Consider the following 20,751-nt stretch of genomic DNA (forward strand, 5'->3'; position numbering starts at 1 on the left):
ATCTTTATCCCATCAAAATTTTTGTTTTTACTCGTTTCACTTCTTTGCTGTGTTGTTGTCCAATACTCAAAAGGACAGTAATTGGTCCAATACGGCCGATAAACATCATCAACATAATCACTAATTTGCCTAGCAGACTCAATTGGCTTGTAATGCCCATTGAAACACCCACTGTAGCTAGAGCGGACACACTTTCGAACCATAGCGACAATGGATTTAAATGTGGATTAGTTATTAATAATACGAAATATCCGCCTAGTAATACCACCATGAAAAACACTAAAATGACGAGAGCTTGTTTAATAATATGCATAGACAATCGTCGGTATTGGTATTCGACTTGTTCATGCCCTTTAAAAATCGATTTCATCAATAGCACTAATACAACTAACGTGGTCACTTTAATCCCACCAGCCGTACCACCAGGTGCACCTCCGACGATCATTAATAAAATATAGACAAAATTTGTTGTCGGTAAAGTTTGTGCATAGTCTACTGTAGCAAATCCTGCAGTACGCATCGTCGCACTTTGAAAAAAAGAAGCAACAAGTTTATCAAAAAATGATAACGGTCCTAACGTATTTGGATTGTGGTATTCGCAAATAACCGTAACTATAGTTCCAATAAACAATAACCAAAATGTTGCTTGAAGCACCATGCGCACATGGTGCGAAAAACGAAATCGGTGAAATAACCATTTGTTACGTGAGATGATTAATTTTAACCAATCAATAATTTCATACCAAACGGAAAAGCCAAGACCACCAAAAATAATTAATAATGCCACAACGAAATTGACGATTGGATTTGTAATAAACAGTTGCAAACTACTCGCACCAAAATTATCAAATCCCGCATTACAAAAGGCAGATACAGCAATAAAAATACTATGCCAAATACCTTGAATACCGTATTTTGGTATAAATTCAAACATTAATACTATAGCGGCAATACTTTCTACAAATAAAGTTAGTTGTAGCAAACGTTTGATAAAATCTTTTAATTTGAATGTCGTTTGACGATTGATGGCTTCTTGCAATAAAAACTGATCTTTTAAAGCCATTTTGTCTTTTGCCCAAAGTACACTCAAAGAAATAATCGTTAGCCACCCCAACCCACCAATTTGCATTAAACACACACCAATGAATTGACCGAAAAAATTATATGTCGATGCAACTGCAACGGTACTCAATCCAGTCACACAAACCATTGATGTCGCTATAAAAAGATGATCAAGTAGCGTGGCATGACTACTTTCAATTTGCGATATCGGTAGCGATAACAATAGTGTCCCTACTAAAATCACAACGATAAAACCGAATACAATCCGTTGATATGCTGATAATTTCATAATCCCTCTTTACTAAACCAAATTAAAGCTATCTTTAACAAGACGACAACACATCTCAAAATCTGTATTGTCATCTAATCGAATAGATACCCAATGTTTTTTATTCATATGATACGCCGGTAATATAAATGGATACGTCAATAATGTTTCTATTTTAGACGGATCGATTTTGACATTGACCAATTCTACGGTATGGCTACCTTCTTTTCTTAATTCAATGAAAAGACAAAACCATTTTCCATTTTTTGTATAGGCAAAATGCTCAGTATTTTTAAAAGGAGACACAGGCGTAACACCAAAAGTCTGCTCAATATAATTTTGCAATCGTTGTTTCATGCGATTACGTATAAAACACGTCAAAAACAGATGTTGAATCATCTCATCAATATGCTGAATGAGTTCAGCGGTAAACTCTCCAAAAATCGTTTGCTGATACACAGGAAAATAAATATCGTTCATTTCACAATCCATCACATCAATGGTCAACGTATTTTCGTCAATGGAGAAAATCACATGAATTATCTTTTTATACGGTGTCGTCCAAACGCCGTCAATAAAACCAACCGTTTTTAAAGCGTCGTTATTGATTTGATAATGCGTTAAATCAATTATTTTATAATGTCTCATCAGTAACGGCACCACTTAATAAATAAATTTGTACTAATTGCTCGGTTGCTTCTATTGACGTCATGTGCGTACGTTCGTAAGAATGACTTGATTCAATACCGGCACCGATTAAAGCATGTTTCACTTCCGCACCAGCCCTCATCGCCGCTGAAGCATCGCTTCCATAATATGGATAAATGTCTAAACGGTAGTCAATCCCATTATCTTTAGCTAGTCGCACTAAATGTTGTCTAAAATTGAAATGATATGGCCCTGACGCATCTTTCACACAAATTGATACAGAGTATTCATCTGTTTGCTGATCGTCTCCAATCGCTCCCATATCAAGCGCTAAATATTCCACAACTTTTTCAGAAATGGTTGAATTAAACCCATAACCAATTTCTTCATTTGTTGAAAAGGCAAAATGCGTTGTAAATGGTAAGATTAGTTGTTCATTTTGAATTTTTTCTAATGTATTGAGCAAAATCGCTGCACTCACTTTATCATCTAAAAAACGACTTTTAATAAAGCCTGTTTCTGTCTGTTCATAACGTGGATCAAACGATACAAAATCACCCACTTCAATACCCAATTCACGTGTTTCAGTCTCGCTTGTCACACGCTCGTCTAGACGAACTTCCATATTATCTTGTGTCCGTTCCGCACTCCCCGCATCGCGATAAACATGTGTACTCGTTTGATGGATTAAAATCGTACCCGTTGTGGTTTTATTGTGATTCGCCATATGAATTGTGCAATTTTCACCTTCGATCATATTCCATGGAAAACCGCCTATTTTATCCAATTTCAGTCTGCCGTCTGATTTTACAGCGCGTACAATAGCACCCAATGTGTCAACGTGTGCCGTGATAACACGTTGGTAATCGTCATTTTCTCCTTTAACGGTAACAATTACCATTCCTTTAGCTGTTTTTAAAGGTGTGTAACCCATATTCAATAATGTTTCCATTAAATAATTTTGTACACCGTACGTATAACCTGTTGGAGAAGGTATTTTAACTAAAGATTCTAAATAATGTAATGTTTGACTCATATTTCATCTCCTCACATTAAATTGATATTTATACTGTGACAACATGTTTGTTTTTTTACACTAACCTGTTTGTCGTAGATTTATTTTATATCCATTATAACACACAAAGTCTGTTAATCCTGTAGATAAACACTAGACAAACAACAAAAACCCTCTAGCAATGTAGAGGGCTTTTTGAATACATCTAATCAATTAGATTATTTTGGTTCTATAATATTTGGTGTTGGTGGCTTCCGCAAGGAAGCTATCAACACCTTTTAAATTATGTATACAAAAAGGTCAGATATTCCCTTATAATTAAAGCGCTAAATCTAATAAAAGGAGAATTATCATGACCTATGCATCTAGTATACACCAATTATTATCAATTGAGGATAAAAATATAACATTTAACGATACATTAGTATTACCCACTGTCACTATAAAAGATAAAACCTATCGACAGTTATCTGGAACTTTATCGTATACACCGTCTTGTTGCGAAAAATGTGGCGTTCAAAACAACCATCACACCGTTATAAAATACGGTTTTAAAACCATTCGTTTATTACTAGGAGATATTAACTTTTCTCCGCTGTTATTGCAGTTGAAAAAGCAACGTTTTCTATGCAAAGCCTGTGGAGAAACCTTTATCGCTACAACAACATTAGCGGATAAAAATTGCCATATCTCTCATATTGTCAAACGTAAAATAATCGACTTATTAACAGAAGAAATGGCGATGTCCACTATTGCCAAACATACTTTTGTATCACCTCATACGGTCATCAGAGTCTTACGTCGTACCGCAAAAACATTTATGACGCATTGCCATTTACCTGAAACCATTTGTATAGATGAATTTAAATCGGTTCAAAATTGTGTTGGGAAAATGAGTTTTATTTTCTGTGACGCACAGACACACGATATTATAGACGTTCTGGAAAGTCGTAAACAGCAGGATTTAATCGATTATTTTTTAAGGTTTGATGCATCAGAAAGATTACGTGTTAAATTTGTGGTAATGGATATGTATAAACCGTATATAAAAGTGATACAGACGTGTTTCCCTAACGCTAACATCATCATTGATAAATTCCATGTTGTACAACATTTAAATCGCGCATTAAATCGTTTAAGAGTAGAAATTATGAATACCTACCGTTATAGTAGACCGACAGATTATCGTAAATTGAAACAATTATGGCAATTAGTGTTAAAAAATAGAGAAAATTTAGATGTTGAACGCTTTGAAACGCATCGTTTGTTCGATGGACTGATGACAGAAAAAATGATTGTTGATTATTTAGTGGATTTGTCCCCGCAATTATCCAGAGTGCACCATATCATCAATAATTTAAAATTTGATATTGCCTCGAATGATTCTCAACAGTTTATAGATGATTTAAACGCATCTAAGTCATATCAACTACGTCAATATGTACGAACAAGTTTAAACTCACTGATGTATTATATAGATGAAATTCGCTTATCTCTAGAGTATCGCTATACAAACGGACCGATTGAAGGGCTTAATAATCGCATTAAGAATATTAAGCGTTCTGGATATGGGTATCGTAACTTTTACAATTTAAGAGCTCGAATACTTATTGTCAATCGATTGTTTAAAAATAAGAAAACCGATAACGAAGAACATTCCTCGTTATCGGCTAATAAAGTCGCTTAATTTTTGGTCACCAACACCATTTGACATAGAACCATTATTTTTTTAAGTTGTAGAATGCAGATAAACCTTGGTATTCTGCTAAATCACTTAATTGGTCTTCAATACGTAATAATTGGTTGTATTTTGCAATACGGTCAGTACGTGATAAAGAACCTGTTTTAATTTGTCCTGCGTTTGTTGCAACAGCGATGTCAGCAATTGTTGAATCTTCTGTTTCACCTGAACGGTGTGAAATAACTGCAGTGTATCCAGCTTTTTGAGCCATTTGGATAGCGTTAAATGTTTCAGTTAATGAACCGATTTGGTTAACTTTAATTAAGATAGAGTTACCAATACCTTGCTCAATACCGCGTGATAAAATGTCAGTGTTTGTAACGAATAAGTCGTCACCAACTAATTGAACTTTTTTACCTAAACGTTCAGTTAATAATTTCCAACCGTCCCAGTCGTTTTCGTCCATACCGTCTTCGATTGTGATGATTGGGTATTTATTTACTAATTCTTCTAAGTAAGCAACTTGCTCTTCAGAAGTACGTTTTGCAGCACCAGGGCCTTCAAATTTAGTGTAGTCATACACTTTTTCTTCTTTGTTAAAGAATTCTGATGACGCACAGTCAAAACCTAAGAATACGTCTTTACCTGGTTCTAAACCAGCAGCTTTAATCGCTTCTAAAATTGTTTCAACACCATCTTCTGTTCCTTCGAACTTAGGCGCAAAACCACCTTCGTCACCAACAGCTGTTGCTAAACCACGTTTTTTCAAGATTTTTGCTAAGTTGTGGAATACTTCAGCACCCCAACGTAAACCTTCACGGAAAGTTGGTGCACCAACTGGTAAAATCATAAATTCTTGGAATGCGATAGGTGCATCTGAGTGAGAACCACCGTTAATGATGTTCATCATTGGAGTTGGTAATACTTTAGCGTTGAATCCACCTAAGTATTGGTACAATGGTACATCTAAATAATCAGCAGCTGCACGAGCAACAGCGATAGAAACACCTAAAATTGCGTTAGCACCTAATTTTTCTTTGTTTTTTGTGCCGTCTAATTCAATCATTGTTTTGTCAATCGCTAATTGGTCACGTACATCGAAACCGATTAATGCTTCAGCAATGACATTGTTTACATTTTCAACAGCTTTTAATACACCTTTACCTAAGTAACGTGCTGAATCACCATCACGTAATTCAATTGCTTCGTATTCACCAGTAGATGCACCAGATGGTACCATACCGCGACCGAAAGCTCCGCTTTCTGTATATACTTCAACTTCAACTGTTGGGTTACCACGTGAATCTAATACTTCACGCGCAAAAATATCTGTAATAAATGGCATTTGTATTCTCCTTTTAATTTAAAATCATAATGATTTATTTTTATTACTTTATTATTTTAGTCAATAAAAAGTGTTAAAGCAAGTTTTTTCCTTTAATATTAACTATTTTTTTATTAATGAAACACCTGTCATATCAGCAGGTTTTTCAATATTTAATAAATCTAACATCGTTGGTGCTAAGTCGGCTAATCGACCACCTTCACGTAATGAAACGCCTTCTTTTGTTACGATTACGGGTACAGGATTTGTAGTATGTGCAGTCATTGGTTGACCGTCCATTGTAATCACTTCATCAGAGTTACCGTGGTCTGCTGTAATAATCGTATAGCCACCTTTAGAAAGGATTAAATCAACGACTTCACCTAAACATTCATCAACGGCTTCAATTGCTTTTACCGTTGGTTCAAGCATACCTGAATGCCCTACCATATCTGGATTGGCAAAGTTTAAAATAATCGCATCCAATGTATCCGCGTTAATCGCTTCAACAAGCGCATCTTTTACTTCATACGCTGACATTTCAGGTTTTAAATCGTATGTCGCTACTTTTGGTGATGGAATTAAAATGCGGCTTTCACCTTCAAATTCTTCATGACGTCCACCACTCATAAAGAATGTAACGTGTGGATACTTTTCAGTTTCGGCGATACGTAATTGCGTTTTGCCCGCGTTAGATAACACTTCACCAATTGTGTTTTTCAAGTCTTCTTTCTTGAAGGCAATTTTGGCAACAACATCATCACTATATACCGTAAAGGTTACAAATTCTAAATTCGTTGGGAAATTGTCTCCACGATCAAATCCATCAAATGTTGGGTTTGATAAGGCTGTCCCTAATTGAATTGCTCTATCTGGACGGAAGTTAAAGAACACAACTGAATCAAACGATTCAATAGTTGCAACCGGTTCGTCGTTGTCATTTGTAACAACAAATGGTACAACAAACTCGTCATACACTTCTGTATCATAAGATGCTTGAATACCTTCAAGCGCATTTGAAAATTTAGGTCCACGACCATGCACCATCGCATCGTACGCTAATTGAACACGTTCCCAACGTTTGTCACGATCCATTGCATAGTAACGACCTGAAACGCTAGCAAATTGTCCCACACCGATTTCATCAAACATCGCTTGTGTTTTTGTCATAAATTCTAATGCAGACGATGGCGCAACGTCACGACCGTCTAAAAAGGCATGAACATATACTTTGTCTAAATCGTATTGTTTTGCTAAACGTAATAAAGCAAATAGGTGTTCATAGTGTGAATGTACACCACCGTCAGAAACTAATCCCATTAAGTGTAACGCTTTATTGTTTGCTTTTGCTGTTTTAACCGCATTGACCAATTCATCAATTTCATAAAATGTATTTTCACGAATTGAAATATTGATACGTGTTAATGATTGATACACAATACGACCTGCTCCGATGTTTAAATGACCAACTTCAGAGTTACCCATTTGTCCATCAGGCAATCCAACATCTTCTCCACTTGCTTTCAACTCATTGTGTGGATATTTTGCAAAATAGCGGTCAAAATTAGGTTTATTTGCCGCCTTAACAGCATTACCAAATGTTTCTTCACGATTTGCAAAACCGTCTAAAATAATTAAAGCTACTGGTGATTTACTCATTATTTAACACCTTCTAACAACGCTAAGAATGATGCTGGCTCTAACGAAGCACCACCGACTAATGCACCGTCCACATCTGGACAAGCCATATATTCAGCGATATTTTCTGGTTTAACTGAACCACCGTATTGTACACGAACTTTGTCCGCCACTTCTTGACCAAAATTGGCAGCAACAACATCACGAACGGCTTTACACATTTTTTGTGCGTCATCTTGTGTTGCTGATTTACCAGTACCGATTGCCCAAATTGGTTCATAAGCGATAACGCTTTGAGCCACTTGTTCAGCACTTAATCCAGCTAAAGCTTTTGATACTTGTTGACTAACAAATTCAACGGCTTTGCCTGCTTCATAAGTTTCTAAAGATTCACCACAACAAATGATTGGTGTCATGCCGTTTTTAAAAATAGCATGTGCTTTTTTGTTAATGTCTTCATCTGTTTCATGGAAGTAGTCACGACGTTCTGAATGTCCGATAACAACGTAATCAACAGCTAAAGCACTTAATGTTTTAGGGCTGATTTCACCTGTAAATGCACCTTCGTCTTCAAAATAGCAGTTTTGTGCTGCTACTTTTAAATCAGTGCCGATAACACCTTTTTTCATTCCTTCTAAAAAGATGGCTGGTGCACAAATTACTGTATCCACAACATCGTTTGAAGGAATATTATTTTTTACTGAACTGACAAACTCACGTGCTGTATCATGAGTTTTATTCATTTTCCAGTTCCCTGCAATTATTGGTTTACGCATGTTTTTCTCCTTTATAAATTTAATTATTTATCTGAAATAGCTTCAACGCCTGGTAATGCTTTACCTTCTAAATATTCTAATGAAGCACCACCACCAGTTGAAATGTGTGTGAATTTATCAGCATAGCCTAATTGAATCGCTGCAGCTGCTGAATCACCACCACCGATGATTGTTGTAGCACCTTCTAAGTTAGCAATAGCTTCACAAACACCAATTGTACCTTTTGCAAAGTTTGGTAATTCAAATACACCCATTGGTCCGTTCCAAACAACTGTTTTTGCACCTTGTAATAATGACGCAAACAATTCAACTGTTTTTGGTCCAATATCTAACCCTTCTTGATCAACAGGGATTTCTTGTGAATTCACAATTGTGATTTCAGCATCGTTACTAAATTCACGCGCTACTTTTGTATCAATTGGTAACACTAATTTGTCACCAGCTTTTTTCAACAATTCTTGTGCTAATGGAACGCGGTCTAATTCTAATAATGATTTACCAACTTCATGACCTTGTGCTTTGAAGAACGTATAGGCCATACCACCACCGATAATTACTTTATCAGCTTTTTCTAATAAGTTTTCAATTACACCAATTTTATCAGAAACTTTTGCACCACCTAAAATTGCCACAAATGGACGTTCAGGTGTATCAACGGCACCACCGATAAATTTAATTTCTTTATCCACTAAGAAACCAGCTGCTGTTTCTAAATGTGCAGCAATTCCCACGTTTGATGCGTGAGCACGGTGTGCTGTACCAAATGCATCGTTTACGAATAAGTCACCTAAACTTGCCCAGTATTTACCTAATTCAGCGTCATTTTTAGATTCTTTTTTACCGTCAACATCTTCAAAACGTGTGTTTTCAAATACTAAAACATCACCTTCTGTTAAGTTGTTAATAGCTGATTCTAAAGCTTCTCCACGTGTTTCAGGAACAAACGTTACGTCTTTACCTAATAACTCACCTAAACGTGCCGCTACTGGACGTAAAGATTTAGTTGCTTTATCTTCTTCACTTTTCACTTTACCTAAGTGAGAGAATAAAATTAATTTTGCACCGTTTTCAATTAAATAATTGATTGTTGGTAACGCTTGAACAATACGGTTTTCATCTGTAATTTGTCCATCTTTCATCGGTACGTTAAAATCTACACGAACCAATACTTTTTTACCTTTTACATCTAAATCTGTCACAATTTTTTTTGCCATGACATTACTCCTTTTTATGTGTTAAATAGACGTTTCAATAGAATGCCTACCGTTATTAATTCCCGTAGCAACATGAATATTGCTAAAGGATTAATTATAAAGTAAGGCGAGGAAGTCAACCACTCCCCCGCCATTAGAAATCGCGTTATGCGACTGATTTTTCACGAATATGATAATACTCTATACGTAAATTATTTTGCTAATTTTGCAAAGTATTCTAAAGTACGCACTAATTGAGCAGTGTATGACATTTCGTTGTCATACCAAGAAACAGTTTTCACCAATTGTTTGTCGCCAACTGTCATTACTTTTGTTTGAGTAGCATCAAATAATGAACCGTAAGTAATACCTACGATATCAGAAGATACTAATAACTCTTCAGTGTAACCGAATGATTCGTTAGAAGCAGCTTTCATTGCAGCATTAACTTCTTCAGCAGTAACTGTTTTTTCTAATACTGTAACTAATTCTGTTAAAGAACCTGTTGGAACTGGAACACGTTGTGCAGCACCATCTAATTTTCCGTTTAATTCAGGAATAACTAAACCGATTGCTTTAGCAGCACCAGTTGTGTTTGGTACGATGTTCACAGCAGCTGCACGAGCACGACGTAAGTCACCGTGTGGTGCATCTAAAGTATTTTGATCCCCTGTGTAAGCGTGGATTGTTGTCATTAAACCTTCAACAACACCAAAGTTGTCTTGTAACGCTTTAGCCATTGGAGCTAAACAGTTAGTTGTACATGAAGCACCAGAAATAACTGTTTCTTCACCTGTTAATGTTGTATGGTTAGTGTTGTAAACGATTGTTGGAACATCGTTACCACCAGGAGCTGAAATAACAACTTTTTTAGCGCCACCTTTTAAGTGTAATTCTGCTTTTTCTTTTGATGTAAAGAAACCAGTACATTCTAAAACGATGTCAACGCCTAATTCGCCCCATGGTAATTCTTCTGGGTTACGGTTAGCTAAAACTTTAACTTCTTTACCGTTTACGCGGAAAGCACCTTCTAAAACTTCAACTTCACCGTTGAAACGACCTTGTGTTGAATCATATTTTAACAAGTGAGCTAATGTATTTGCATTTGTTAAGTCATTGATTGCAACTACTTCGATTCCTTCTACATCTTGAATACGACGGAACGCTAAACGTCCAATACGTCCGAAACCATTAATACCAACTTTAACTGTCATATTAATATTTTCCTCCAGTTATATATTATTTTTTTATTTTAAAGAGTATCCTCTTTTAAAACCAAGTTTGCTAAAGTCTCATCAACAATCAATATCGTTTGTTGTGGGACCATTTTTAAGTAAGCTGATAAAGCTAGCGCTTTGCTACTTCCACCAACTACTAAAACTTCGCAAGGCAAGTTATGTAAATCGTCAATATAAAGACCGATTCTTGCCAGGCGGTAAACAATTTGCCCGTGTGCATTGAAAAATACACCCATTGCTTCGCCGACTGCACCACTTTCTTTGATGCGGTCAATTTCTTTTGCCGACGCACCACGTCGACTTGCCATTATTGTCGCATCTCCGATGCTATAAATCAAGCAATTTGATTTTTTTAATAATGACACAGTGTTCGAAATGGTTGGATCTTCCAACAGCAATTCTTGTGATGACGAACTAATTTGCTCGGGAATGTATAAATTTAACGTTTCACCATTTAACCTTTGGGCTAAAGTGTGCGAGATGGTATTGGCTTGAATGCTCAAATCTCCACTCCCCGACCCGCGTGTTGGGACGACATAAAACTGTCTGTTTTTTGCCACCTTTTTTGAAACGTGGGAAACGACCTTTGAAAGCGTTGTTCCACCTGATACGGATAAGATATTTTCTCCGGTTGGTAAAACACGATTCAAAATATTCGATAACGCTTGACCGAGATGAATGATTGTATCTTGATTTACAGTAGCGTCCCCAGGTACAACGATACAATCGCGCAACTGATATTTATTTTTTAATTGCTCTTGTAAAACCAATCTCTCTTGTTCGTTTTTACTATCACGATGAATATCGCTCAAGAACACTCGACCATTATCGGTTAACGATAAACCATTTTTTGATTGCGTTACAAATCCTAACTGCTTTAGTTGTTCGATTTCATTGCGCACAATTCGTTCACTCAAATTTAAAGAATCGGCAATTGTACGGCGTCCAATGACTTCATTCAATTCAACGAGCAATAAAATGGATAGTCGTCTTGAAAATTGTTGCTGTGCTTCGGGAACCAGTTTTATCATTAGATTGTCTGTCACCATAAAAGCACCTCTACTCCGGGACTTTTTTGACCCGATATTTCATTAAAATGATTTATGTTTTTATTATAACATCGCAAAATTAAGATTGCAACGCTTTTTTAAAATGCACAAACGGTCTATTCGGGTCTTTTTTGTCCCATCACCAATTACTTGGACTCCACATTTTCCCTTCTAACTGACCATTTAAGCTGTCAATACGTTGATCTTGTTCTTGAATATATTGCGCAACTGCTTCTAAAAGTGCAATTTCACGATAGTCTTTACTCATTTCTTTTTGTTTTTCAATTAATTCTACGATCCAATCCATTACGTCAAATCACCTACAATCATCTGTAATTCATCAATCTCTTGTTGTTTATCTTCAATCGCTTCAATTAAATGCGGTGATGTTTCAAAAAGACGTAGCGCAGAAATTAAAAATTCACCACGTTGTTTAAACGTTGGATTTTTAACACCGCACACATATTGCCAGTAATCGACCAATAACAGTTGTTTATCTTTTGGACACATGTAATCAAATTGAAAGACACAAAACGGTGGTAAATACACCATTCCCAAGTGATTGGCAAACATTTCAAACGGTCTCAACATCTCACTAGGTGTGTATAACGCTTTTCCACCTGCTTGATAATGCGATTTGGATACACCAAAAACGGCAACGATTCCAAATTCGATACCGTTTAGTCGTTTATCGTCACCTAAAATCGTTTCGTCCATCCAATTTTTTAATAGAGACGGCGCGCTATACCAATAAACTGGAAATTGGAAAATAATACGGTCATACTGTATTAATTGTTCCACACTTGGTTGTTCGTTGACTAACTCAATATACGTAACCTCTTTTAAGGATTGTACCGTTTCTTTAAAAAAAGATTGTGAATGGGATTGTAAAGGTGTCGGATGAGCTGATAAAACTAATGTTTTCATTTAATACCTTTCTGATTCATAATTTGTTATACTTATCTTATCATATTTTTGGAGATAGTCATGTTACAACGCGAATTAATTGAACAAAAACTAAAACTACTACCCGATTTACCCGGATGCTATTTAATGAAAGATAGTAACGGCGAAATTTTATATGTCGGTAAAGCTAAAAATTTAAAAAATCGCGTCCGTAGTTATTTCAAACAAGCACATAATGGAAAAACACAAAAATTAGTTTCTCAAATTGCCGATTTTGAAACCATTATTACAAATACCAATAAAGAGTCTTTATTATTAGAAGTCAATCTAATTAAAAAGTATTTACCAAAATACAACATCAAACTAAAAGATTCTAAAAGTTATCCTTATTTAAAAATTACAAACGAGCGTCATCCGCAATTAATTATTGCACACACCATTGAAAAAGACGGCGCAACTTATTTTGGGCCTTATCCCGATATTACAGCCGCTACACAAACACAACAACTACTCCACAAAACGTATCCACTACGCCGATGTGGTAAAAATGAAAAACGGGGTTGCTTCTACTATCATTTGGATCAATGTATTGGGTGTTGCGATCACGATGTTCCCGTTGAAGTTTATCAACAGCAAATACAACACATCACTCAATTTTTAAACGGTGATACGAAAGACATTAAACACGCCCTTCAACAAAAAATGCAGCAAGCTTCGGAAAACTTGGAGTTTGAACGTGCCATGGATTATCGCGATCAAATTAAATATGTTGAACAAACCGTTGAAAAACAGACGATATTGTCCGACGCCTACACCAATCACGACTTGTTTGGTTTTTACGAACAAAACGGCACACTATCCATTCAAGTCTTTTTCTTGAGACAAAGCACCATTATTAAGCGTGAGGCTAACATTTTTGATTTCTATGGTGATGTCCATGACGAATTGATTTCGTTTATTTATCAATTTTATAGCAGTCAACACCACCTCCTACCAAGTGAAATTATCGTTCCTGACACATTGGATATCGGACTACTGAACGATTTAATGGGAACATCGGTAAAAAGTGCTCAACGTGGTAAGAAAAAAAGTTTATTGGACCTAGCCAACAAAAACGCAAAAATTGCATTGGATCAAAAACTGGCTTTAGATGAAATGAACACACAAAAGCATTTAGGTGCTGCACAAGAATTAGCCAATTATTTAGGTATCGAGAAAGCCAACGTTATTGAATCATTCGACCACTCCAACACACAAGGAACGCACCCCATTTCAGCAATGGTCGTCTATGTCGACGGAAAACCCGAAAGAAAACGTTATCGAAAATATAAAATTAAAACGGTAACAGGAAGCAATGAATTTGCCACAACACAAGAAGTCATCCGACGTCGTTATATTCGCGCACTTAAAGAAAAAACACCCCTACCCGACTTAATTTTAATGGACGGCGGAGAAATTCAAGTCAACGCGGCACGTGAAGTGCTCGAAGATGAACTCGGCTTAAACATTGCCGTAGCGGGAATGGTGAAAAACGAAAAGCACCAAACACATCATTTAATTTATGGAAATCCATTAGAAATGATTGCGTTAGACACGAACTCAAACGCGTTTCGATTGGTTCAGCGCATACAAGAAGAAGTCCATCGCTTTGCCATTACCTTCCATAGACAATTGCGTTCTAAACAATCACTTTCTTCTCAATTGGATGCAATTCGTGGTGTTGGTCCGCAAACACGTAAAAAGTTATTGATACATTTTAAAAATTTATCGGACATTGAAAAAGCGTCGATGGATGAACTACAATCAATTGGTATTAATCAACGCATTGCGCATATCATTACCGATCATTTCTCGCTAAAAAATGGCATTGATTAACTGAATATGATATACTAATAGAACATTTAATGTGAATAACACAAGAAAAAGGAGTTTGTATGAAAACAAAAAAATTAGCAACATTAGTAGCTACAGGTGCAATGGTTTTATTGGCTGGATGTTCAAATACAAATAGTAACGTTGCAACCTCAAAATATGGTAACGTCACAAAAGATGAAATGTACACTTTAATGCAACGTACACACGGTGCTCAAGCGTTATATTCATTGCTTGTTGAAAAAACGGCTGCCGCAAAAGTTAAAGACAAATCTGGTATCGATCAATTCGTTACAGAATTTATCGCAACACGTGAACAATCTGCTGGTGGAAAAGAAGCTTTTGAAAAATTGGTTAAAGAATCAGGATTCAGTTCTGTAGAAGATTTTAAAAAAGCGATTTACAATAGTCGTGTAACGCTACAAGTGATTAAAGAAAACATTGCGATTACAGATGAAGAAATCACTGCAGCATACGAAACGTATACACCAAAAATACAAGCATCACACATTTTAGTGCCTGATAACGAAACAGCCTTAAACATTATTAAAGAGTTACAAAACGGCGGTGATTGGAACGCTTTAGCAGCTAAACATTCTACTGATGCTTCAAATAAAGATAAAGGTGGTTCTTTAGGTGAATTTGACCCATCAACAATGGTTAAAGAATTCGCTGAAGCGGCAAAAGCCATGAAAAATGGTGAAATTTCAACAACACCAGTCAAAACAACATTTGGTTACCATGTCATTAAAATGGAGAAAAACAATCCAAAAGGTAGTTTAGAAGACGAGAAAGCAAACATTAAAGAATCATTATTAAATGCAAAAGCAAGCAATTCTGCTGAACAACAAAAAGTCATGACAAACTTACTAAAAGATGCTGACGTTAAAATTTCAGATGAATTTTTATCTAAATCTTTATCTTCAATCTTATCACCAGAAACAGCATTACCAAAACAACAATAAAACAACGCCCTGCAAATAGATGTTTTCTATTTGCAGGGCTTTTATCATCTATACAGAACTAGAGGATTAACGAATAATTTGTTCGGTGACAAATTTTTTATATCTAACATGATCCCCCATTAATTGCTCGTGCGTTCCTTCGCCTGTTATCTTTCCGTCTTCAACGAAATAAATTCTATCCGCATCCATAATCGTTGATAAGCGATGCGCAATAATGATGGCAATTTTATCTTTCATTAATTCATTCATTGAAACGGTAATTAATTTTTCCGTTTCGCTATCCAGATTTGACGTTGCTTCGTCCATTAACAATATACTTGATTGTCTAATAATGGCTCTTGCAATTTGCAACCTTTGTTGCTGACCGCCTGAAAGCTTGATTCCGCGTTCGCCGATTTCTGTATCGACTTCTAAAGGTAATTTTTTGACATCATCTAACAAATGTGCCTGCTCTAAAGCGCCATAGACATCTACAGATGCTTTATTTTCAACACCTAATAGTAAATTATCTTTAATGCTTAACGATAATAAGGCGGTATCTTGAGCGACAACGGATAGTAATTTTCTCCAATTTTTTGTTGAATATTGATGAATATCAACATCATTTAAGGTGATTTGACCGTCATAATCAAAATAGAGTTTTTCTAACAATTTAAAAATGGTACTTTTTCCAGAACCACTTGGTCCAACAATAGCTATTTTTTCACCTTTATTACACTTAATAGAGATATTATTCAAAATGTTACGCGAATCATCATAAGCAAATGAAAGATTTTTAATTTCTAAAATTTCTGGTTGTAACGCATCAACGTTTAATTGATTTTCTGTTTCTAATTCACTTTCAGATTTTTGATTTTGTATTTCATCTAATAAATGAAATGATACTTTTACTTTTGAATACGCATTGAAAAATAAACCAATTTGACTAAAAGGTGTCAATAATTGAATTAAATAGATTAAAAACGAAATCAAAACGGGTAAAGTTAAGTCATTATTTTGTATTCGAATGGCACCATACGTAAATATACCAATAATGATTGCAAAAAAGAATAACATGACAGATGGTTGTATAATCGCTTCAATAACCGATACTTTTAATGACGCTTTGTAATTTGCATTGATTTCTACATCCAATCGATCATTGATTTCTTTTTGAGCGTTAGAAAATTTAATTAAACGAATTTGCTGGATATATTCAGCTAGTTTACCACTCAAATTCGCATTATTCACTTTTACGATATCTGAAAACTTACTGCTATAATTGGATAACAACGACAATAATAAAATTAATGCTACTAAAGAGACAATTAAAAATACGGATAATTTCCAATCTAATAAAAATAAAATAATAACTGAACCGACAACAATGATAATACTAGATATAAAATTCGGAATGACGGTTGATGAAAAATGACGAATTTCCGAAAAATTTTCTATGATTTTATGCGTGATACCGCCACTTTTCTCGCCTTCCAAAAACGAAACGGGTGTGTCGATTAAATGCGCAATATGTTTTTTCATTAAATGATATATGGCATTTTCACTATTTTTAGACATGATATAATTTCCAAAAGATATTAATACCGTTTGAAGTAAAATCATACTAAATAATTTTAGCAACTCTGTTAATAGGTTTGGACTTTCCAATATTTGTTTGACATATAACGGTATAAACGTATTGATAATTGAACTAATCGCAATGATAATGACACTTAACACAAATAAATTAGTGCTTTGATATAACCTTCGAAATTTAGCCATATTCTAATTCCTCCAAAAAAATAAATTATTTTAACAGTTGCTCTGTCATAACCGACTTAATCCACTCTCCTTCTTCAAAACTTAAATTTAAAAACATTTTAATAAAATTAGAAAATAATGTCAATACAACAAAAAAAAATACTTGCTCTTTTTAATAAAAACTGCAGAAAATAATACGCATCCTTATTTCCTACAGTTTTTCATTTGATTTCAGTTATATCATTTAATGTGGTCTGCATCATGACAGGCGTATGAATGCCTGATTATAAGACGCTATTTTATTGAATCAGTTCTTTTTCTAATAGCCAGACACGAATGACACTGAGTGTATGATTTTGGTATTTTCCAGATTCATACATGTGATCTGCGCCCGTAATGGATACTAAAATAGAATCTTTATAATGTTTTGCCGTTTTACGAGCAATTGCTGAAACGGTCATTTTATCGTTGGATCCTGTGATGGTTAAAACCGGACAATGAATTTTTGAAAAATCGACATAGGCACTTTTCTTTTTATCTAAAAATGGGAATGCCATTTGGGCATAGACTAATCCTGATTCCGGAATTAACGTTTTAAAGACGGCTTCTTTATCTTCGATTGTTTGCTCATTCATACAATATTTAAAAAACTCTTTTTTATAGGGTGGCATTGGTTTTTTCCAAAATCCCCAACGTAAAAAATGTTTGATAAAACAACGCACCATTGTTGGATAAAAGGCAAAAATATCGCCCGTTGGCGCAGGTCCCATTAAAATCATGCCTGAAACAAAAATGCGTTCAGCTACCAATTGCGCAATTAAACACCCTAGTGAATGCCCTAATATAATGGTTTCACCCTCCAACTGTTCAATATACGCCACTGTATCATCTACATAATCCGTTAAACTAACGTCCCCTACTTTGTCAAAACAGTCATCATACGATAAGTCATGATAACGTAAACTTGGTGTGTGGACATTTAAGCCCATGGATGCTAACTTTGTCGCAAATTCTCCCCATACTTGACCATTGCACCATGTACCATGTATTAAAACAATATTTTTCATTTGCCCTCCAAAAAAACTTTGAATATCAAAATATACATTTATAACGTAACCCTACCCGATAATCAGGTAGGGTTACTAAAATGATTACGCTTCAACAGCAGATTCAACAACTAAAGCAACAGCTTTTTTCGTTTTAATATCATTTTCTAACATATCGTTATTTAAAATAGATTTTACTTGTTCAACTGGCATGTTGTATGTTTGTGCTAATTCGTTGATTTCTGCTTCAATTTCTTCTGGTGTAACAGATAAGTTTTCAGCTTTAACGATTGCTTCTAACACTAAGTTAGTTTTAACGCGTACATCTGCGTCAACTTCCATTTGTTTATGTAAGTCTGCACGTGTTGTACCTGTTAATTGGTAGTATAACTCTTCTGAAATACCTTGACGTTGCATGTCGTTTAAGAAGAAGTCCATTTGACGATGTACTTCAGAATGTACCATTTCATATGGTAATTCACCAATTTCAGCATTTTCAACAGCTAAACGCAATGCTGCATCTTCAATGGCAGATTGTGCTGCTGCATCTTTTTGTTCTTGTAATTCTTGAGTATATTTGTCTTTTAATTCCGCTAAAGTTTCAACACTGTCATCTGCATCTTTTGCAAATTCGTCATCTAAAGCTGGAACTTCTTTTGTTTTCACTTCTTTAACAGACACTTTAAATGTTGCTTGTGCACCTTTTAATTCTTCTGAATGGTATTCTTCTGGGAAAGTTACATTCACTTCAACATCATCACCAGCTTGAGTACCTACTAATTGATCTTCAAATCCTGGAATAAATGAGCCTGAACCTAATTCTAATGAGTGGTTTTCGCCTTTTCCACCAGCAAACGCTACGCCGTCTTTAAAGCCTTCAAAATCAATAACAACAGTATCGCCATTTTCAGCTTTACCCTCTTTAACGACCATTTCTGCTAATTGTTCTTGTTTTGCTTTTAAGCGTGCTTCAACATCTTCTGTAGAAACTGTACGGTCTTGTTTTGGCACTGTTAAACCTTTATACTCACCTAATGTAATTTCTGGTTTTAACGTTACAGTTGCTTCAATTACCCATGCTTGACCTTTTTCCATTGATTTGACATCAATTTTTGGTTGCGCTACTGGGAATAAACCTAATTCTTCAATGGCATTGTCGTAAGCATCTGGTAAAACGATGTTTAATGCATCTTCATATAACGCTGCTTCACCAAATTGTTTGTTGAAAATCGCACGAGGCACTTTACCTTTACGGAAACCTGGTACATTTAAGTTTTTTTGAACACGTGCAAACGCTGCATCCAATCCTTTTTTAATTTCTTCTTGAGAGATTTCAAATGTTAATAGGCCTTCATTGCCTGTTGTTTTTTCAAATTTTGCGCTCATTCGCTAAATTCCTCCAATAAATAATTCATACCTAAACAGTTTACACCATTCTATACGATTAGTAAACTAAAAACCTGTAATATCGTACGTAAAGCAACCGTGTTGACCAATCTCTAGTTGATTTATTCCTTTTTTATTCACCCATTGCCCGTCGTGCGTTGTTGTATCCGCGATACCTTGCCACGGCTCAACACAAACAAACGGCGCTTGCTTCGGATACGGCGACCAAATGCCAACGTAGGCTGTTTCATTAAACGTCACACGCACACCGTGATTTTGTTTGTTGTAGACATCAACACTCACTTGTTGTCTGTCCGTTTCAAAAATAACAGCGTCCATTGCAAACCAGTCTCTTTCCAAATCAATGTGAGGGTTAATGACCGTTTCGACTGCTCGATCAATGACAAACGGCCCTTCCAATAAATACCGTTTAAATTCGCCTAACCCATATAGAGCAACGGTAAAATCTTCAAACTGTTCATCATTTAACGTTGTGTTAAATGCCGGATGCGCACCGATTGAATAATACATTTTTTTGTCACCGGTGTTCAACACATCGTACATCACACGTAGCGTAGAATCGGTTAAAACATACGTGCAAACCAATTCAAAATCAAATGGGTACATCTTTTTCGTTTCGTCATCACTCACCAATTTAAAAGTCAGTGTCGTTTCGGTACGTTCCGTCAGTTCGAACGCTTTATCTCGTGCAAAACCATGTTGCGTAAGATGATACGCATTGCCATCAAATGTGTAAGTGTCTTCTTTCAATCGACCAACATTTGGAAAAAGAACGGGCGAACGTCTTGCCCAATACTCTGGATTACCTTGCCACACGTATTCAAGCGCTAACGGTTTATTATAAAAACTTTGCAATTCTGCTCCATGCTCACTCACCACAACGCGCATGATGTTGTTTTCTAAAATATGGTTCATTTTGCTCC

Annotated in this window: 18 protein-coding genes; 3 read left to right on the forward strand and 15 right to left on the reverse strand. The window is 35.6% G+C overall.

Going from position 1 to position 20,751, the window contains the following annotated elements:
* Positions 1 to 4 precede the first annotated feature (4 nt).
* The 3 genes from J7S27_03490 to J7S27_03500 are packed head-to-tail and all read right to left on the reverse strand — an operon-like array spanning position 5 to position 3,014.
* A complete protein-coding gene (locus J7S27_03490; GenBank protein ID QTU82386.1) occupies positions 5 to 1,351 on the reverse strand; it encodes a TrkH family potassium uptake protein in 1,347 nt (448 codons plus the stop codon).
* Between the two features lie 12 nt (positions 1,352 to 1,363).
* On the reverse strand, positions 1,364 to 1,978 hold the full coding sequence (locus J7S27_03495) for an MmcQ/YjbR family DNA-binding protein (GenBank protein ID QTU82387.1): 615 nt from the start codon (positions 1,976 to 1,978) through the stop codon (positions 1,364 to 1,366).
* The gene (locus tag J7S27_03500) at positions 1,965 to 3,014 is read right to left on the reverse strand and encodes a M42 family metallopeptidase (protein ID QTU82388.1); all 1,050 of its coding nucleotides are present in this window, start codon (positions 3,012 to 3,014) and stop codon (positions 1,965 to 1,967) included. The genes J7S27_03495 and J7S27_03500 overlap by 14 nt, the downstream gene beginning before the upstream one ends.
* Before the next feature lie 331 nt (positions 3,015 to 3,345).
* Here J7S27_03500 and J7S27_03505 point away from each other — a divergent pair, with 331 nt between their 5' ends.
* Complete coding sequence (locus J7S27_03505; protein ID QTU82389.1) at positions 3,346 to 4,680, forward strand: ISL3 family transposase; 1,335 nt, start codon at positions 3,346 to 3,348, stop codon at positions 4,678 to 4,680.
* Between the two features lie 34 nt (positions 4,681 to 4,714).
* On the opposite strand, the gene eno is transcribed toward J7S27_03505, so the two are convergent.
* The 8 genes from eno to J7S27_03545 all read right to left on the reverse strand — a co-directional run bounded on the left by eno (position 4,715) and on the right by J7S27_03545 (position 12,819).
* Entirely contained in the window at positions 4,715 to 6,019 is a 1,305-nt protein-coding gene (gene eno, locus J7S27_03510) for a phosphopyruvate hydratase (GenBank protein QTU82390.1), read from the reverse strand.
* Positions 6,020 to 6,121: 102 nt separating this feature from the next.
* A complete protein-coding gene (locus J7S27_03515) occupies positions 6,122 to 7,657 on the reverse strand; it encodes a 2,3-bisphosphoglycerate-independent phosphoglycerate mutase (protein ID QTU82391.1) in 1,536 nt (511 codons plus the stop codon).
* A complete protein-coding gene (locus tag J7S27_03520; GenBank protein QTU82392.1) occupies positions 7,657 to 8,412 on the reverse strand; it encodes a triose-phosphate isomerase in 756 nt (251 codons plus the stop codon). The genes J7S27_03515 and J7S27_03520 overlap by 1 nt, the downstream gene beginning before the upstream one ends.
* A gap of 23 nt (positions 8,413 to 8,435) precedes the next feature.
* Entirely contained in the window at positions 8,436 to 9,626 is a 1,191-nt protein-coding gene (locus J7S27_03525) for a phosphoglycerate kinase (GenBank protein ID QTU82393.1), read from the reverse strand.
* Between the two features lie 191 nt (positions 9,627 to 9,817).
* Positions 9,818 to 10,819 carry a type I glyceraldehyde-3-phosphate dehydrogenase gene (gene gap, locus J7S27_03530; protein QTU82394.1) on the reverse strand — a complete coding sequence of 334 codons (1,002 nt, stop codon included), beginning with the start codon at positions 10,817 to 10,819 and terminating at the stop codon, positions 9,818 to 9,820.
* Between the two features lie 38 nt (positions 10,820 to 10,857).
* Positions 10,858 to 11,874, reverse strand: coding sequence for an HTH domain-containing protein (locus J7S27_03535; protein QTU82395.1), 1,017 nt, complete (start codon positions 11,872 to 11,874; stop codon positions 10,858 to 10,860).
* Between the two features lie 157 nt (positions 11,875 to 12,031).
* The gene (locus tag J7S27_03540) at positions 12,032 to 12,199 is read right to left on the reverse strand and encodes a hypothetical protein (protein QTU82396.1); all 168 of its coding nucleotides are present in this window, start codon (positions 12,197 to 12,199) and stop codon (positions 12,032 to 12,034) included.
* Entirely contained in the window at positions 12,199 to 12,819 is a 621-nt protein-coding gene (locus J7S27_03545) for an NAD(P)H-dependent oxidoreductase (protein QTU82397.1), read from the reverse strand. Before J7S27_03545 ends, J7S27_03540 begins: the two co-directional genes overlap by 1 nt.
* Positions 12,820 to 12,879: 60 nt before the next feature.
* Here J7S27_03545 and uvrC point away from each other — a divergent pair, with 60 nt between their 5' ends.
* Positions 12,880 to 14,673, forward strand: a complete 1,794-nt coding sequence (uvrC, locus tag J7S27_03550; GenBank protein ID QTU82398.1) for an excinuclease ABC subunit UvrC — start codon at positions 12,880 to 12,882, stop codon at positions 14,671 to 14,673.
* Between the two features lie 59 nt (positions 14,674 to 14,732).
* Positions 14,733 to 15,635, forward strand: coding sequence for a peptidylprolyl isomerase (locus J7S27_03555; GenBank protein QTU82399.1), 903 nt, complete (start codon positions 14,733 to 14,735; stop codon positions 15,633 to 15,635).
* A 66-nt stretch (positions 15,636 to 15,701) separates the two neighbouring features.
* Here the strand turns inward: J7S27_03555 and J7S27_03560 are convergent, their stop codons facing one another.
* The 4 genes from J7S27_03560 to J7S27_03575 form a co-directional block, all read right to left on the reverse strand.
* Positions 15,702 to 17,396 carry an ABC transporter ATP-binding protein gene (locus J7S27_03560; GenBank protein ID QTU82400.1) on the reverse strand — a complete coding sequence of 565 codons (1,695 nt, stop codon included), beginning with the start codon at positions 17,394 to 17,396 and terminating at the stop codon, positions 15,702 to 15,704.
* Between the two features lie 278 nt (positions 17,397 to 17,674).
* Positions 17,675 to 18,442, reverse strand: a complete 768-nt coding sequence (locus J7S27_03565) for an alpha/beta hydrolase (GenBank protein QTU82401.1) — start codon at positions 18,440 to 18,442, stop codon at positions 17,675 to 17,677.
* 84 nt (positions 18,443 to 18,526) lie between these two features.
* Positions 18,527 to 19,807, reverse strand: a complete 1,281-nt coding sequence (locus J7S27_03570) for a trigger factor (GenBank protein QTU82402.1) — start codon at positions 19,805 to 19,807, stop codon at positions 18,527 to 18,529.
* 66 nt (positions 19,808 to 19,873) lie between these two features.
* Positions 19,874 to 20,743, reverse strand: a complete 870-nt coding sequence (locus tag J7S27_03575) for an aldose 1-epimerase family protein (GenBank protein ID QTU82403.1) — start codon at positions 20,741 to 20,743, stop codon at positions 19,874 to 19,876.
* Positions 20,744 to 20,751: the final 8 nt, after the last annotated feature.

It is taken from the genome of Carnobacteriaceae bacterium zg-C25 (assembly GCA_017945845.1).
Lineage (GTDB): Bacteria > Bacillota > Bacilli > Lactobacillales > Aerococcaceae > WM01.

Bases quoted from the DNA above. Each gene is read 5' to 3' on its own strand.
- J7S27_03490 (QTU82386.1), bottom strand. From the start codon at position 1,351: ATGAAATTATCAGCATATCAACGGATTGTATTCGGTTTTATCGTTGTG.
- J7S27_03495 (QTU82387.1), bottom strand. From the start codon at position 1,978: ATGAGACATTATAAAATAATTGATTTAACGCATTATCAAATCAATAAC.
- J7S27_03500 (QTU82388.1), bottom strand. From the start codon at position 3,014: ATGAGTCAAACATTACATTATTTAGAATCTTTAGTTAAAATACCTTCT.
- J7S27_03505 (QTU82389.1), top strand. From the start codon at position 3,346: ATGACCTATGCATCTAGTATACACCAATTATTATCAATTGAGGATAAA.
- eno (QTU82390.1), bottom strand. From the start codon at position 6,019: ATGCCATTTATTACAGATATTTTTGCGCGTGAAGTATTAGATTCACGT.
- J7S27_03515 (QTU82391.1), bottom strand. From the start codon at position 7,657: ATGAGTAAATCACCAGTAGCTTTAATTATTTTAGACGGTTTTGCAAAT.
- J7S27_03520 (QTU82392.1), bottom strand. From the start codon at position 8,412: ATGCGTAAACCAATAATTGCAGGGAACTGGAAAATGAATAAAACTCAT.
- J7S27_03525 (QTU82393.1), bottom strand. From the start codon at position 9,626: ATGGCAAAAAAAATTGTGACAGATTTAGATGTAAAAGGTAAAAAAGTA.
- gap (QTU82394.1), bottom strand. From the start codon at position 10,819: ATGACAGTTAAAGTTGGTATTAATGGTTTCGGACGTATTGGACGTTTA.
- J7S27_03535 (QTU82395.1), bottom strand. From the start codon at position 11,874: ATGATAAAACTGGTTCCCGAAGCACAGCAACAATTTTCAAGACGACTA.
- J7S27_03540 (QTU82396.1), bottom strand. From the start codon at position 12,199: ATGGATTGGATCGTAGAATTAATTGAAAAACAAAAAGAAATGAGTAAA.
- J7S27_03545 (QTU82397.1), bottom strand. From the start codon at position 12,819: ATGAAAACATTAGTTTTATCAGCTCATCCGACACCTTTACAATCCCAT.
- uvrC (QTU82398.1), top strand. From the start codon at position 12,880: ATGTTACAACGCGAATTAATTGAACAAAAACTAAAACTACTACCCGAT.
- J7S27_03555 (QTU82399.1), top strand. From the start codon at position 14,733: ATGAAAACAAAAAAATTAGCAACATTAGTAGCTACAGGTGCAATGGTT.
- J7S27_03560 (QTU82400.1), bottom strand. From the start codon at position 17,396: ATGGCTAAATTTCGAAGGTTATATCAAAGCACTAATTTATTTGTGTTA.
- J7S27_03565 (QTU82401.1), bottom strand. From the start codon at position 18,442: ATGAAAAATATTGTTTTAATACATGGTACATGGTGCAATGGTCAAGTA.
- J7S27_03570 (QTU82402.1), bottom strand. From the start codon at position 19,807: ATGAGCGCAAAATTTGAAAAAACAACAGGCAATGAAGGCCTATTAACA.
- J7S27_03575 (QTU82403.1), bottom strand. From the start codon at position 20,743: ATGAACCATATTTTAGAAAACAACATCATGCGCGTTGTGGTGAGTGAG.